The organism is Agromyces agglutinans (assembly GCF_009647605.1).
GTDB classification, from domain to species: domain Bacteria; phylum Actinomycetota; class Actinomycetes; order Actinomycetales; family Microbacteriaceae; genus Agromyces; species Agromyces agglutinans.
Genome location: NZ_WJIF01000001.1, coordinates 132,579 through 146,767 on the forward strand (window position 1 = coordinate 132,579; position 14,189 = coordinate 146,767).

14 protein-coding genes are annotated in these 14,189 nt (G+C 70.9%); 7 read left to right on the forward strand and 7 right to left on the reverse strand.

Features of this window, described 5'->3' with window-relative positions:
- Positions 1–33: 33 nt before the first annotated feature.
- Entirely contained in the window at positions 34–669 is a 636-nt protein-coding gene (gene ctaE, locus GE115_RS00615) for an aa3-type cytochrome oxidase subunit III (RefSeq protein WP_312854735.1), read from the reverse strand.
- A gap of 141 nt (positions 670–810) precedes the next feature.
- Here ctaE and trpD point away from each other — a divergent pair, with 141 nt between their 5' ends.
- The gene (gene trpD, locus GE115_RS00620) at positions 811–1,863 is read left to right on the forward strand and encodes an anthranilate phosphoribosyltransferase (RefSeq protein ID WP_153682905.1); all 1,053 of its coding nucleotides are present in this window, start codon (positions 811–813) and stop codon (positions 1,861–1,863) included.
- Positions 1,864–1,928: 65 nt separating this feature from the next.
- Here the strand turns inward: trpD and glpK are convergent, their stop codons facing one another.
- Both glpK and GE115_RS00630 read right to left on the reverse strand, forming a co-directional pair.
- A complete protein-coding gene (gene glpK / locus GE115_RS00625; protein ID WP_153682906.1) occupies positions 1,929–3,443 on the reverse strand; it encodes a glycerol kinase GlpK in 1,515 nt (504 codons plus the stop codon).
- 74 nt (positions 3,444–3,517) lie between these two features.
- Positions 3,518–4,276, reverse strand: a complete 759-nt coding sequence (locus tag GE115_RS00630; RefSeq protein ID WP_312854736.1) for an MIP/aquaporin family protein — start codon at positions 4,274–4,276, stop codon at positions 3,518–3,520.
- Positions 4,277–4,480: 204 nt separating this feature from the next.
- Here GE115_RS00630 and dhaK point away from each other — a divergent pair, with 204 nt between their 5' ends.
- The 3 genes from dhaK to dhaM are packed head-to-tail and all read left to right on the forward strand — an operon-like array spanning position 4,481 to position 6,850.
- Positions 4,481–5,482: a dihydroxyacetone kinase subunit DhaK gene (gene dhaK / locus GE115_RS00635; protein ID WP_312854850.1), complete on the forward strand. Its 1,002-nt coding sequence runs from the start codon at positions 4,481–4,483 to the stop codon at positions 5,480–5,482.
- A complete protein-coding gene (gene dhaL / locus GE115_RS18440) occupies positions 5,482–6,129 on the forward strand; it encodes a dihydroxyacetone kinase subunit DhaL (protein ID WP_153682909.1) in 648 nt (215 codons plus the stop codon). The genes dhaK and dhaL overlap by 1 nt, the downstream gene beginning before the upstream one ends.
- Before the next feature lies 1 nt (position 6,130).
- A complete protein-coding gene (dhaM, locus tag GE115_RS00645) occupies positions 6,131–6,850 on the forward strand; it encodes a dihydroxyacetone kinase phosphoryl donor subunit DhaM (protein WP_312854737.1) in 720 nt (239 codons plus the stop codon).
- Positions 6,851–6,898: 48 nt separating this feature from the next.
- Here dhaM and GE115_RS00650 read toward each other — a convergent pair whose 3' ends face one another.
- Positions 6,899–7,672, reverse strand: a complete 774-nt coding sequence (locus tag GE115_RS00650) for an SDR family NAD(P)-dependent oxidoreductase (RefSeq protein ID WP_153682910.1) — start codon at positions 7,670–7,672, stop codon at positions 6,899–6,901.
- An 82-nt stretch (positions 7,673–7,754) separates the two neighbouring features.
- Here GE115_RS00650 and GE115_RS00655 point away from each other — a divergent pair, with 82 nt between their 5' ends.
- Positions 7,755–8,135 (forward strand): hypothetical protein, encoded by a 381-nt coding sequence (locus GE115_RS00655; protein ID WP_153682911.1) that lies wholly within the window; start codon positions 7,755–7,757, stop codon positions 8,133–8,135.
- A gap of 133 nt (positions 8,136–8,268) precedes the next feature.
- Complete coding sequence (gene helR / locus GE115_RS00660) at positions 8,269–10,443, forward strand: RNA polymerase recycling motor ATPase HelR (RefSeq protein WP_312854738.1); 2,175 nt, start codon at positions 8,269–8,271, stop codon at positions 10,441–10,443.
- A 36-nt stretch (positions 10,444–10,479) separates the two neighbouring features.
- Here helR and GE115_RS00665 read toward each other — a convergent pair whose 3' ends face one another.
- Positions 10,480–10,962, reverse strand: coding sequence for a winged helix-turn-helix transcriptional regulator (locus tag GE115_RS00665; protein WP_153682913.1), 483 nt, complete (start codon positions 10,960–10,962; stop codon positions 10,480–10,482).
- 62 nt (positions 10,963–11,024) lie between these two features.
- Between GE115_RS00665 and GE115_RS00670 the strand changes: the two genes are divergently transcribed.
- Complete coding sequence (locus tag GE115_RS00670; RefSeq protein ID WP_216648728.1) at positions 11,025–12,473, forward strand: MFS transporter; 1,449 nt, start codon at positions 11,025–11,027, stop codon at positions 12,471–12,473.
- A 66-nt stretch (positions 12,474–12,539) separates the two neighbouring features.
- Here the strand turns inward: GE115_RS00670 and GE115_RS00675 are convergent, their stop codons facing one another.
- Entirely contained in the window at positions 12,540–13,412 is an 873-nt protein-coding gene (locus GE115_RS00675) for an AraC family transcriptional regulator (protein ID WP_153682914.1), read from the reverse strand.
- Positions 13,409–14,110 carry a TetR/AcrR family transcriptional regulator gene (locus GE115_RS00680; RefSeq protein WP_153682915.1) on the reverse strand — a complete coding sequence of 234 codons (702 nt, stop codon included), beginning with the start codon at positions 14,108–14,110 and terminating at the stop codon, positions 13,409–13,411. The genes GE115_RS00675 and GE115_RS00680 overlap by 4 nt, the downstream gene beginning before the upstream one ends.
- Positions 14,111–14,189: the final 79 nt, after the last annotated feature.

Here is a 14,189-nt window from a genome sequence, read left to right on the forward strand (position 1 = left end):
ACGGGCATGCTGTGGGGTCGCTCCTGATCCGGCTTACTTGAGGACGTAGATGACGAGGAACAGGCCGATCCAGACGACATCGACGAAGTGCCAGTAGTAGGAGACGACGATCGCGCTCGTCGCCTCGCGGTGACCGAAGTGCTTGACGGCGAAGATGCGCCCGATCACCAGCAGGAAGGCGATGAGACCGCCCGTGACGTGCAGGCCGTGGAAGCCGGTCGTGAGGTAGAAGGCCGAGCCGTACGAGTTCGAGTCGATGGCGATGCCCTCGGAGACGAGCGTCGCGTACTCCCAGACCTGGCCGGCGACGAAGATGGCGCCCATCGCGAAGGTGAGGAAGAACCACTCGACGGTGCCCCACTGGCGCACGTTCCACCACGGCCCGGAGGCGTACGGCTTCATCTTCTCGGCCGCGAACACGCCGAACTGGCACGTGAAGCTCGAGGCCACGAGGATGATCGTGTTCGTCAGCGAGAACGGGAAGTTCAGCCGATCGGCCTCGAACTCCCAGAGCTCGGGCGACATCGCACGGAGCGTGAAGTAGATCGCGAAGAGGCCCGCGAAGAACATGACCTCGCTGCCCAGCCAGACGATCGTGCCAACCGCGACGGTGTTGGGACGCTTGATCAGGGGCGCGCTCGCCTGAGAAGTCAATGAGGTGCTCGTCACAATCACCCATTATGGCTGAAACCGCGGCTGAGTTTTCGTCATGGCCGCATCCCGTGTCGGGGGCGAGTCGTGCCCGATGCCGGAAATCGGCTGGGGCGACCCCGCGAATCCGCCGTGAATCGCGCGGATAGGATCGTGCGCATGACCGCTGAGCAGACCTGGCCCGTGATCCTGTCCTCGCTTCTCGACGGCGAGGACCTCAGCGTTTCGGACGCGGCGTGGAGCATGGAGCAGGTCATGACCGGCTCGGTGACCGACGCGCAGCTGGCCGCGTTCCTCGTCGCGCTGCGGCTCAAGGGCGAGACCGTCGACGAGATCGTGGGCTTCCGCGACGCCATCCTCGAGCACGCGAAGCCGTTGCCGGTCGACGCGATGGCCCTCGACATCGTCGGCACGGGCGGCGATCGCTTCGGCACGGTGAACGTCTCCACGATGGCGTCGATCGTGTGCGCGGCGGTCGGTGTGCCCGTGCTCAAGCACGGCAACAAGGCCGCGAGTTCGGCCTCGGGCTCGTCCGACGTGCTCGCAGCCCTCGGCATCGACCTCGCGCTGCCGCCCGAGCGCGTCGCCGAGACCTTCGAGCGCATCGGCATCGGCTTCGCGTACGCGTCCGCCTTCCACCCCGGCTTCGGACATGCGGGCGGCGTCCGCGCCGAGCTCGGCGTGCCCACGGTGTTCAACTTCCTGGGCCCGCTGTGCAACCCGGCGCGGCCCGAGGCATCCGCGGTCGGCGTCGCGCACCTCGATCGCGTGCCGCTGATCGTCGGCGTGTTCCAGACCCGCGGCGCCACCGCGCTGGTCTTCCGCGGCGACGACGGACTCGACGAGCTGACCACGACCGGGCACAGCCACATCTGGGAGGTCTCGGGCGGCACCGTCAAGGAGCACGACCTGGATCCGCGGGACCTCGGCATCCGTCGCGCCGACATCGACGAGCTGCGCGGGGGTGCGCCGGCCCGCAACGCCGAGATCGTGCGCGAGGTGCTCGGCGGCGCCGAGGGCGCCGTGCGCGACATCGTGGCGCTCAACGCCGCCGCCGGCCTCGTCTCGTTCGGCCTGGCCGAGGATCCGGGCCAGTTCCAGCGCCCCATCCTCGACCGGTTCCGCGACAAGCTCGCGGTCGCCCGCGAGGCGATCGACAGCGGCGCCGCCCTCCGCAAGCTCGACGAGTGGGTCGCCGCGACGCGCGCCTGATCACCGCCACGACGAACGGATGCCCCGGGCCGCGGCCCGAGGCATCCGTTCGTCCGTCTGCGACGTCAGCTGACGTCCTCGTCGACCCAGTCGAAGGTCTTCGAGACGGCCTTCTTCCAGAGCCGGAGCTGGCGCTCGCGCTCATCGGCGTCCATCTTGGGCTCCCAGCGGGAGTCCTCCTGCCAGTTGGCGCGGAGCTCGTCGAGGTCCGACCAGAAGCCGACCGCGAGCCCGGCCGCGTACGCGGCGCCGAGCGCGGTCGTCTCGGCCACCACGGGCCGCACCACGGGCACGCCCAGGATGTCGGCCTGGAACTGCATGAGCGTGTTGTTCGCGATCATGCCGCCGTCGACCTTCAGCTCGGTGAGATCGACGCCCGAGTCGGCGTTCACGGCGTCGAGCACCTCGCGCGTCTGGAACGCGGTCGCCTCAAGGGCGGCCCGGGCGATGTGACCCTTGTTCACGTACCGCGTCAGGCCGACGAGCGCGCCACGCGCGTCGGATCGCCAGTACGGCGCGAACAGGCCCGAGAACGCCGGCACGAAGTACGCGCCGCCGTTGTCGTCGACCGTCTTGGCGAGTTCCTCGACCTCGGGGGCGCTCGAGATGATGCCGAGGTTGTCGCGCAGCCACTGGATGAGCGACCCCGTGACGGCGATCGATCCCTCGAGGGCGTAGTGCGCGGGTTGGTCGCCGAGCTTGTAGCCGAGCGTGGTGAGCAGCCCGTTCTTCGAGTGCACGATCTCGGTGTCGGTGTTGAAGATGAGGAAGTTGCCCGTGCCGTAGGTGTTCTTCGACTCTCCCTGGTCGAACGCGGCCTGGCCGAAGGTCGCGGCCTGCTGGTCGCCGAGGATGCCGGCGACCGGCACCTCGCGCAGCAGGCTCGACGGCTCGACCGTGCCGTAGACCTCGGAGGAGCTGCGGATCTCGGGCAGCATCGAGCGCGGCACGCCGAACGCCTCGAGGATGTCGTCGCGCCAGCTGAGCGTCTCGAGGTCCATGAAGAGCGTGCGGCTCGCGTTCGTGACATCCGTCGCGTGGACCCCGCCGTCGGCGCCGCCGGTCAGGTTCCAGAGCACCCAGCAGTCGGTCGTGCCGAACAGCAGGTCGCCGGCCTCGGCGCGCTCGCGCGCGCCCTCGACGTTCTCGAGGATCCACACGATCTTCGTGCCCGAGAAGTAGGTCGCGAGCGGAAGCCCGACGTCCTGCTTGAATCGCTCGACACCGCCGTCGGCCGCGAGGCGGTCGACGATGGGCTGCGTGCGCGTGTCCTGCCAGACGATCGCGTTGTACACGGGCTCGCCCGTGTTCCTGTCCCACACGACGGCGGTCTCGCGCTGGTTGGTGATGCCGACCGCCGCGATGTCGTGCCGCGTCAGGTCGGCCTTTCCGAGGGCCTGCCCGATCACCTCGCGGGTGTTGCGCCAGATCTCCATCGGGTCGTGCTCGACCCACCCCGCCTTGGGGAAGATCTGCTCGTGCTCCAGTTGCCCGGTCGCGACGATCGATCCGCGCTTGTCGAAGATGATCGCGCGCGTGCTGGTGGTTCCCTGGTCGATGGCCAGGATGTAGTCGGCCATGCCGTCCTCTCAATTCTGATTCGCGTGGCGTGGCGTCGGGTCGCGACGCCGATTCGTATGGCGCGGCGGCGGGGTCAGCTGATCACGGGCAGCAGTCCGACCGCGGCGATACCGGCGATCACGCCGCCGACGATCGGGCCGAAGACCGGGACCCACGAGTAGCTCCAGTCGCTGCCGCCCTTGCCGCGGATGGGCAGGAAGGCGTGTGCGATGCGCGGACCGAGATCGCGCGCCGGGTTGATGGCGTAGCCGGTCGGACCACCGAGCGAGGTGCCGATCACGATCACCGTGAAGGCGACGGGGATGGCGCCGAGTTCGGCCGGCGTGCCGCCGTAGCTGAAGCCGAGGATCACGAAGACGAGCACGAACGTGCCGATGACCTCGGTGACGAAGTTCCAGCCGTAGGAGCGGATCGCCGGGCCGGTGGAGAACACGCCGAGCTTGTTCGCGGGCTCGGGCTCCTCGTCGAAGTGCTGCTTGTACGCCAGCCAGACGAAGACCGCACCGATGATCGCGCCGATCATCTGCGCGCCGATGTACGTGAGCACGGATGCCCCGTCGATCGGGATCCCCTCGACGAAGTCGGTCTTGCCTTCGGCCAGGTAGTTGGTCATGAGCCCGAGCGTCACGGCCGGGTTCAGGTGCGCACCCGAGGCGTACGAGACGATCACGCCGGCGAAGACCGCGAGGCCCCAGCCGATGTTCACCATCAGGAAGCCGCCGCCGTTGCCCTTGGTCCGGATGAGCGCGACGTTCGCCACGACGCCGCAGCCGAGCAGGACCAGCATGGCTGTCCCCACCATCTCCGAGATGAAAATCACACCGAGATTCACTGAAAACCCCCTTCATGGAAGCTGGGCGCCCTCGCCCGCCTGACCACACCATAGCCCTGCCGTCGGCGCGCGGGAACGGGCCGCGCCGGATTTCCGGGGCGCGTCCTACCGCCCCCGCGCCGCGGGGCGTAGGTTGTTCGCAGGTGCTGTCCGGCCGTTGCGACGGCGCGCGGTTCCGTGGACAGCCGAGGGGAAGGGATGTCCGTGAAGAAGATCATCAACGACCCGAAGCGGGTGGTCGACGAGTCGGTCGCAGGATTCGCACTCGCCCACGCGGATCTCGTGCGCATCGAGACCGACCCGATCTTCGTCGTGCGCGCCGATGCGCCGGTCGCCGGGAAGGTCGGCCTCGTCTCGGGCGGCGGCAGCGGGCACGAGCCCCTGCACGCGGGCTACGTCGGTCACGGCATGCTCGACGCCGCGGTGCCCGGCGCGGTGTTCACCTCGCCGACGCCCGACCCCATCCTCGCGGCGACCAAGGCGGTCGACGGCGGCGCGGGCGTCCTGCACATCGTGAAGAACTACACCGGCGACGTGCTCAACTTCGAGACGGCGGCCGACCTGGCCGCGGCCGACGGCATCGAAGTACGCGCGGTCGTCACGAACGACGACGTCGCGGTGAAGGACTCGCTCTACACGGCGGGCCGCCGCGGCGTGGCCGGCACCGTGCTCGTGGAGAAGATCGCCGGGGCCTCGGCCCAGCGCGGCGACACGCTCGACGAGGTCGCCGGCATCGCCGAGCGCGTGAACGCGAACGCCAGGTCCATGGGCATGGCGCTGACGCCGTGCACGGTACCGCACGCGGGGGAGCCCAGCTTCACGCTGGCCGACGACGAGTACGAGCTCGGCATCGGCATCCACGGCGAGCCGGGCCGCGAACGGCTGCCGCTCGAGCCGGCCGACGCGATCGTCGACCGCATGCTGGCCCCGATCCTCGAGGACCTGCCGTTCTCGTCGGGCGACCGCGTGCTGCTCTTCGTGAACGGCATGGGCGGCACGCCGCAGGTCGAGCTCTACATCGCCTATCGCCGAGCCGCCGAAGCGCTCGCGGAGCACGGCATCGAGGTGGCCCGATCGCTGGTCGGCAACTACATCACGTCGCTCGAGATGCAGGGCTTCTCGCTCACGCTGCTGAAGCTCGACGACGAGATGGTCGAGTTGTGGGACGCCCCGGTGCAGACGCCGGCGCTCCGGTGGGGTCGTTGATGGCCGGCGGGCCGCTGGGCGCCGACTGGGCCGTGGACTGGGTTCGCCGCAGCGCGGCGACGGTGGCCGAGCACCGGGTCGAACTGATCACGCTCGATCGCGAGATCGGCGACGGCGACCACGGCGAGAATCTCGATCGCGGGTTCGGCGCGGTGCTCGGCAAGCTCGATTCGGTCGCACCGGATGCCACGCCCGGCGACGTGCTCAAGCTGGTCGCGACGACGCTGATCTCGACGGTCGGCGGTGCCGCGGGCCCGCTGTACGGCACCGCGTACCTGCGCGCGGCGACGTCGGTCGGCTCGGAGGCCGAACTCGACTCGGCCGCGGTCGCGAAGCTGCTCGAGGCGGCGCGCGACGGCATCGTCGCCCGCGGCAAGGCCGAATCCGGCGACAAGACGATGATCGACGCGTGGACGCCGGCCGTCGAGGCGGCTGCCGCCGAGGCCGGGCGCGGGGCCTCACCCGCCGAGGTGCTCGCGGCCGCTGCCGACGCTGCGGCGGCCGGCGCCGAGGCCACCGAACCGCTCGTCGCCCGGAAGGGTCGTGCGAGCTACCTCGGCGAGCGCTCGCGGGGCCACCGGGATCCGGGCGCGCAGTCATCGGCCTACCTGTTGCGGGCTGCGGCCGACGCGGCGGCGGAGGCCTGAGGTGGGTGATCGGATCGGACTCGTCTTCGTCTCGCACTCCGAACTCATCGCCAGGGGTCTCGTCGACCTCGCCGGCCAGATGGCGCCCAACACGTCGCTCGTCGCCGCCGGCGGCACCGACGACGGCCGCATCGGCACGAGCTTCGAGCGCGTCAGCGCGGCCATCGCCGAGGCCGATGCCGGGGCGGGCGCCGTCGTGCTCTGCGACCTCGGTTCGGCGATCCTCACCGCAGAGACCGCACTCGACTTCCTCGACGACGACCAGCGCGGGCGCGTGCGCATCGTGGACGCGCCCCTCGTCGAGGGCGGCGTGGCCGCCGCGGTGGCCGCGGAGGCGGGTGACGACCTCGAGACGGTCGTCGCCGCGGCCCGAACCGCGGGCGGCGATTCCGCGGGTGTCGACGACGCGACGGCGGCGGTCGAAGGGCCGGGTGCCGAGGCATCCGATTCGGGGGCAGCCGGCGCCGCGCTGAGCCGCACCGTGACGCTCGTGAACGCCGACGGGCTGCACGCGCGCCCCGCCGCGGAGCTGGTCAAGCTGGCGGCGACCTTCCCGCAGAAGGTCACCGTGAACGGGGTCGACGCGAAGAGCCTGCTGGCGATCATGTCGCTCGGGCTCACGAAGGGGTCGCAGCTCGAGATCGCGAGCACCGATCCCGCGGCCGGCGACGCGGTGGACGCGATCGCCGGGCTCGCGGCATCCGGCTTCGGCGAGGCGTAGCCCGGGCTCGCACCTGCGCGGAGGCGTCCGCGTCCCGGTCGGCTGAGGTCAGTTGCCCCCGGCGATGCGGATGTCGGCGCCGGTCGTGTACGACGCGTCGGGGGAGAGCAGGTAGGCGACCGCACCCGCGATCTCGTGCGGCTGGCCCGCCCGCTGCATGGGGATGCGCGGAGCGCGCTCCTCTGGCGCGTTCGGGCGGCCCGCCGCGGCGTGGATCTCGGTGTACGTCGTGCCCGGCGAGACGGTGTTCACGCGCACGCCCGCCGCCGCGAACTCCCGCGCCGTTCCGAGGGTGAGGATGTTGAGGGCGGCCTTGCTCATCGCGTACGGCACGTAGGTGTTCGGCGACCCGTTCGTCGCGGCGCCCGAGGAGATGTTCACGATGGCGCCGCCGGTGCCGCCGCGATCGGTCGACATGTGAGCGATCGCGGCCCGGGTCACGACGATCGGCGCGAACACGTTGATGCGGAAGACGAGCTCGGACTCCTCGATCGGCGCATCGAGGAATCCACCGATGCGCCCGGTGATGCCGGCGTTGTTGACGAGGCCGGTCAGCCGGCCGAGCCCCGCGATCGCGTCTGGCACGACCCGTGCCGCGGCATCGAGGTCGGCGAAGTCGACTCGCAGGAGCACCACGTCGGCGCCGAGTGCTCGGCATGCTGCGGCGACCTGCTCGGCCTCGTCGGCGCGCTCGCGATACGTGAGGGCGAGGTCGTGTCCGTCGGCGGCGAGGCGTTCGGCGATCGCACGGCCGATGCCTCGACTCGCCCCCGTGACGAGCGTGGCAGGGCGGTCGGCGCGATCGATCGTGGCATCCGTCATGGTGTTCAGCGTACTGAGGCGTGCGCGGGCAGCGGCGCCGGGGGATGGCGCGACCGAGCCGTGCGGGCGTAGCATCGGGCCCATGGCACGCGACGCAGCGGGCCGCCGAGATGACGGCAACGCGTTCACGCACTTCTTCGACCGGGTCGACCGGGCACTGACCCCGGTCTTCGAGTCACCGCCGGGTCCGGGCGACGAGGGGCCGCCCGGCGAAGCGCGCGACGACGCGCCCTGCCCGGTGTGCGGCCGGGCGATGTTCCAGCACCGGTTCACCGAGGAGTACGGCGGCAACATCATCATGATCTGCCCGACCGATGAACGGCTGCCCGAGCACGAGGTCGAGGGCCCGTACAACGAGTTGGGCATGCCGGCGACCGGCCGGCGACTGGAGCGCTACCGGCAGCAGGCCGAGGCGGAGGCGGAGGCCGAGGCGGAGGCCGAACGCGCGGACGCACGCGAGTAGGGGTCGTCGAATCGACGTTCCGAGGCGGTCGCACGGCCGGGATCGCGTGCGCCGATCCTCCCTGCCGTGACCAGTTTAACGCCGGGTGGGGGCCTTGCGGCAAGGCCCCCCGCCTGTACCAGAATCGTCCACCGTGACTTCGACGACCAGCGTGTTCGACCTGCCCGAACGACTCGCCGCCAAGCGCGACGCCGCGCTCATCGAGACCGACGAACGGCAGTTCGCCGCCATCGCCACGAGCCTCGACGCCTCCATCGCCGAGGTCTCGGAGCGGCTCGCCGCCGCGCGCCGGGCCCCCGGCGGATCCGGCCAGGCCGCCCTCGACCGCGACCTCGAGGTGCACCGGCTCACGGCTGAACTGCGCACCCTGCGACGGTACGGGCTCGACCTCTGCCTCGGCCGCATGGTGCCTGCGGATGGGGGCGAACCGACGTACATCGGGCGGATCGGGCTCTCCGACGGCTCGGGCCGGAGACTGCTCGTGGACTGGCGTTCGCCGGCCGCCGAGCCGTTCTTCGCGGCGACGCTCGCCGACCCGATGGGCCTCGCGAGCCGCCGCCGGTACCGGTGGACGCGCGGGCGGATCACCGACTACTGGGACGAGGTGCTCCGCCCGGAGACGTTCGGCGACGACGCGGGCGCCCGCGACGGCGGCCGCGCGGGCATAGCGCTCGACGACGAGTCGGCGTTCATCGCGAGCCTCGCGGGCACCCGCACGTCGAGGATGCGCGACGTGCTCGGCACCATCCAGGCCGACCAGGACGCGATCACCCGCGCCGGCTCGCGCGGAGCGCTCGTCGTCGACGGCGGGCCCGGCACCGGGAAGACCGTCGTCGCGCTGCACCGCACGGCCTACCTGCTCTACGCCGATCCGCGGCTCTCGCGCGGGCGCGGCGGCATGCTGCTCGTCGGTCCGAGTCAGGGCTACCTCGCATACATCGAGGACGTGCTGCCGAGCCTGGGGGAGGAGGGCGTGCAGTCGTGCACCCTGCGCGACCTCGTGGTCGAGGGGGCCGCCGCCCGGCCCGAAGCCGACCCGAGCGTCGCCGCGCTGAAGGCATCGGGCGACCTCGTGCGCGCCGTCGAGAACGCCGTGAAGTACCACGAACAACCGCCCGCGCGCGGGATGGCCGTCGAGACCGAGTGGGCCGACGCCTGGCTGGATCCCGCCGACTGGGCCGACGCGTTCGGCGCCGCGGACGACGCCCCGACGCACAACGAGGCTCGCGACCGGATCTGGGAGGAGCTGGTGACGATCCTGCTCGACCAGCACGACGAGGATGCGCCGGCCGAGCTCGTGCGCCGGTCGCTGGCCGCGAACGCCGAGCTGCGGGCAGCGTTCAACCGGGCGTGGCCGCTGCTGGATCCCGTCGGCGTCGTCGGCGACCTCTGGTCGGTACCTGCGTACCTCCAGGCTTGTGCGCCGTGGCTCGACGAAGCCGCGATCGCATCGCTCCAGCGCGCGGATGCCACGGCCTGGACGCTCGCCGACCTGCCGCTGCTCGACACCGCGAGACAGCTCATCGGCGATCCGGAGGCATCCCGTCGCCGGTATCGGCGCGCGGCCACACTCGCGGTGCAGCGCGAACGCATGGCCCGCGTGGTCGACGACCTGATCGCGGCCGACGACGACGGCGAGGGACTCGTCACGATGCTGCGCGGATCCGACGCGCAGCACAGCCTCGACGACGAGGGCGTGCTGCCGGTCGCGGATCCCGACGTGCTCGCCGGACCGTTCGGCCACGTGGTCGTGGACGAGGCCCAGGAGCTCACCGATGCCGAGTGGCTGATGCTGCTGCGCCGATGCCCGTCGCGGAGCTTCACGATCGTGGGCGACCGCGCGCAGGCCAGGCACGGCTTCGTGGAGAGCTGGCAGGAGCGCCTCGGACGGATCGGCGTCGGCCAGGTCGAACTCGCGTCGCTCAGCATCAACTACCGGACGCCCCGGGAGGTCATGGCGGTCGCCGAGTCGGCCATCCGAGCGGAGCTGCCCGACGCCAACGTGCCGACCTCGGTGCGAAGCAGCGGCATCCCGGTGCGGTACGGATCGGCTGGAGAACTGAACGACGTGCTCGACGCATGGATCGCCGAGCACGAGGATGGCGTCGCGTGCGTCATCGGGGCGCCGTCGTTCGCCGGGCGGCCGCGGGTGCGATCGCTGACTCCCGAGCTCGCGAAGGGGCTCGAGTTCGACCTGGTGGTCGTCGTCGACCCGGAGCGATTCGGCCACGGCGTCGAGGGCGCCGTCGATCGCTACGTCGCCATGACGCGGGCGACGCGGGAGCTGGTGGTGCTGCGGTCGGCGTGATGCAGCGGATGGGCCGAGACTCGCACGTCTCCGCGATCACCCGGCCGCGATGGCGGTCGCGGCGGTCGCACCGGTTGCGGCGGTCTCCGCGTCGGCCAGCCGGCCGGCGTCGCGGTCGTACCGGCTGCGAGCTTCCGCGATGTCCTCCTGGTGCTGCTCGGTCCAGAGCACGAACGACTGCACGGTCGCGTGCAGCGATCGGCCGAGCTCGGTGAGCGCGTAGTCGACGCGAGGCGGCACGATCGGGTGGACGGTTCGTTCGACCATGCCGTCGCGTTCGAGCTGGCGCAGCGTCACGGTCAGCATGCGCTGGCTGACCCCGTCGATCATGCGCTTCAACTCGGTGAAACGCATGGTGCGGTCGTCGAGGAGCGCGATCACCAGCAGCGACCACTTGTCGGCGATGCGGTCGAGGATCTGCCGCACCTCGCAGTCTTCACGGACGTCCCACTGGAACGCGTCGTTCCAGTCGGTTCCCTCGTGGTGACCGAGTGACTTCGAAGTGCCGTCTTCCGCCATGCCTCCATGGTGACGCAAGATGTGGTCGGTATCAAGAAGTAACCATCAGGAGGAGGCCTCGCGTGACGACGGATACGAGTTCGCTGCCCACCCGCGCTGACGGCGGCGGCGCTGGCGGCGCCGACGACGACCGGATCAGGGGACGTGCGCTGGGCCTGCTCGTCGTGCTCTGCGGGGCGGCGTTCCTCGAGGGAGTGGACGTCGCGATGTTCGGGATCGCGCTGCCCGCGATCCGTGCCGATCTCGGGCTCGCCACGGGCGAATTGCAGTGGGTCGTCAGCGCCTACATCCTCGGCTACGGCGGCTTCATGCTCCTCGGTGGTCGGGCGGCCGACCTGCTCGGCCGGCGACGGGTCTTCCTCGTGTCTCTCGGCGTCTTCGTCGTCTTCTCGGGCCTAGGGGGGCTCGCGAGCGAGTCGTGGATGCTCCTGGTGGCGCGCGCCGCGACCGGGGTGGCCGCCGCGTTCATGATGCCGGCGGGGCTGTCGATCATCACGACGGGATTCCGTGAAGGCCCGTTGCGCACGCGCGCCCTGCTCATCTACGCCGGCATCGGCGCCGCCGGGTTCTCGGTCGGCCTGGTCGTCGGGGGACTGCTGACCATGTTCGGCTGGCGGTGGGTCTTCTTCGCGCCGGTGATCGTGTCGGTCGTGCTCCTGGCGCTCGCGATCCCGCTCGTGCCGAGGCCTGAAGCCGCGTCGCGCGGCGGTCGACGAGTCCGCGGACGGGCCGACGTCGCTGGAGCCGTGGTGGTGACGTCCGCCTTCCTCGCACTGATCACGGCCATCGAGCAGTCCTCGCATGCGGAACCGGTCGTGACCTGGTCGCTCGCGGCGGCCAGCGCACTGCTGCTGGCGGCGTTCGTCGCGATCGAACGCCGCGCTGCCGAACCGCTGGTACGGCTCGCATTCCTGCGACGGATGCCTCAGCTGCGTGCCTACCTCGGTGCGGCGTCCCTCGCAGCCGGCTTCATGGGCTTCCAGTTCCTCGTCGTGCTGCACCTGCAGGAGGAGCGCGGCTGGAACAGCCTCGCGACCTCGCTGGCACTGCTCGTGCTCGGCATCGACGCGGTCCTCGCCCCGCTGCTCACCCCGCGTCTCGTCGCTCGCTTCGGCCTGTGGCCGGTCACACTCGTCGGACTCGCCGCATCCGGGGCATCCTTCCTGCTCTTCCTGCCGGTCGCCGCCGATTGGACGTACGCGGCGATGTCCCCCAGCTTCCTCGCCCTCGGCCTGGCGTTCACCTTCGCCTACGGGCCGCTGACGGTCGCGGCGACCGACGGCGTGCCCGACGAGGATCAGGGTCTCAGCGGAGGGCTGCTCTACACCGCGTTCCAGATCGGCGCCGCGACGGGCCTCGCCGCGACGAGCGCCCTGATCACCGCGGCCGAGGGATCCGGCGTCGAACCGGTCGAGGTCACTCGTCTCGCACTCGTCGTGCCGCTCGTCGCGGCCGCGTTCGGCGTGGTCACGGCGGTCTCGGGCGTCGTCGCGTCGCGTCGCCGTCGCTGACCGGCACGGGATCCATCGCATCCGGTCGACGTGCCAGTGGGCATGCCGACCGGATGGACCTCGTCGTCAGGACGCGCTGCGTTCCACGGGCAGCCACAGCTCGCAGGTCGCCCTGCTGAAGTCGGCGGATCGCTCGAGCACGGCGACGATCGACGGGCCGGACCGCAGGCGCCAGGGGTTCGACGGGAACCAGTCGGTCGCCGTCGCGGCCCAGGCGGACTGCAGGGCTCCCGGGTACGGGCCCTCCGTGCGGAACACCGCCCACGTGCCGGCCGGGACCTCGATCACGTCGAGGTCCGCCGGGACGGCGGTGGCGCCGCCCACCGCCACCCCGTGCAGGTAGGTCAGCTCGCTGCCCTCCGTGTAGTCGGGGTCGACGTCTGCGCTCACCTGGAGCAGTCCGGTGGGCTCGGTGTCGCCCAGCTCCTTCAGGCGAGCGTGCTCCTCCGGGGGCAGCGAGGCGATGTGCGCCTGGATGTGCGGATTGGCGCCCTCGTGGATGAGCGGCACGCGGGCGGCGTGGCCGATCAATCGGAAGGCCGGTCGATCGATGATCCGGGTGTCCATCGGAGTGTTCCCTTCTACGGTCAGGCGGAACCTGAGTTGCGGTTGCGTACGAAGGGGACCGCCGCTCCGGCGCACCTCGGCCGGGCTCACACCGTGCACCGAGCGGAAGGCTCGGTTGAACGCCTCCGTCGAGCCGTAGCCGTATCGGATCGCGATGTCCAGGAGTTGGCCGGTGCCGAGCACCTCGGCTGCCGCCACGGCCATCCGCCGGCGCCGGATGTACTCCGACAGCGGCATCCCAGCCAGCGACGAGAACATCCGTCGGACGTGGTACTCGGTCGTGCCGAGGCGGCTCGCCACGTCGGCGACGTCGATCTCCTCGACGAGGTGCTGCTCGAGGTATTCGACCAGTCGGTTCAGTACGGCGATCATGGGTTCCCTTCTGCATCCAGCTTCGGGGCCGCCCGCCGATCGGACCCGACTTTCGCGGTTCGATGCGATCGGGTCGATTGGGTGGCGAAGCGAGCCGCGATCGTGGTCGCCGCCTCCTCGACCGCAGTGCGGGTTCCTTCGTCATCGAGTGACCAGGTGCCGTGGACGAGGCGGGGCCAGAAGACCGAGCTCGCGATCATGCCGAGGAACTGCGTCGCCACCAGCATCGGATCGTCGACGGCAGCGGCTCCGGCCACGGTCTGCGCTCGGAGGTAGCGGTCGAGTGCCGCGAGCACGGGCAGGGTGCCGAAGTCGAACGTGCGCTCCCGCAGTTCGGGGAAGCGCGGCGACTCCGCGATGATCGTGCGGATGAACTCGGCGATGCCCGGGCGCGCCAGGAGTTCGGTGTACGCGAGCCCCAACTCCACCAGTCCCGCTCGGAAGTCGCTCGTCACCGGCTCGACCAACGCGGCGTCCGGTGCGTCGCCGACGGCGAGCACGGCCGCCTCGAACAGTGCGGCCTTCGTGGGGAACTGCTTGAACAGGGTCGCCTTGGAAACGCCGGCGCGCTCGGCGACGCGCGCCAGCGAGGTGCGGTCGTAGCCGAACTCGAGGAATAACGGAGTGGCCGCATCGAGGATCGACGCGCGATTGGTCGAGGCGACCTGGCGATGGTATTCGGAGAGTTCCCGTGGCATGGGGCCAGTATGCCACGGAGGTGAGTCGCTTGACTCGCCTCTCGGAGCGCGATACGTTCCTGAGGTGAGCCGATCGACT

Excerpts from the sequence above, each read along its gene's own strand:
- trpD (WP_153682905.1), top strand. The coding sequence starts at position 811 with ATGACCGCTGAGCAGACCTGGCCCGTGATCCTGTCCTCGCTTCTCGAC.
- glpK (WP_153682906.1), bottom strand. The coding sequence starts at position 3,443 with ATGGCCGACTACATCCTGGCCATCGACCAGGGAACCACCAGCACGCGC.
- dhaL (WP_153682909.1), top strand. The coding sequence starts at position 5,482 with ATGGCCGGCGGGCCGCTGGGCGCCGACTGGGCCGTGGACTGGGTTCGC.
- GE115_RS00650 (WP_153682910.1), bottom strand. The coding sequence starts at position 7,672 with ATGACGGATGCCACGATCGATCGCGCCGACCGCCCTGCCACGCTCGTC.
- GE115_RS00655 (WP_153682911.1), top strand. The coding sequence starts at position 7,755 with ATGGCACGCGACGCAGCGGGCCGCCGAGATGACGGCAACGCGTTCACG.
- GE115_RS00665 (WP_153682913.1), bottom strand. The coding sequence starts at position 10,962 with ATGGCGGAAGACGGCACTTCGAAGTCACTCGGTCACCACGAGGGAACC.
- GE115_RS00675 (WP_153682914.1), bottom strand. The coding sequence starts at position 13,412 with ATGATCGCCGTACTGAACCGACTGGTCGAATACCTCGAGCAGCACCTC.
- GE115_RS00680 (WP_153682915.1), bottom strand. The coding sequence starts at position 14,110 with ATGCCACGGGAACTCTCCGAATACCATCGCCAGGTCGCCTCGACCAAT.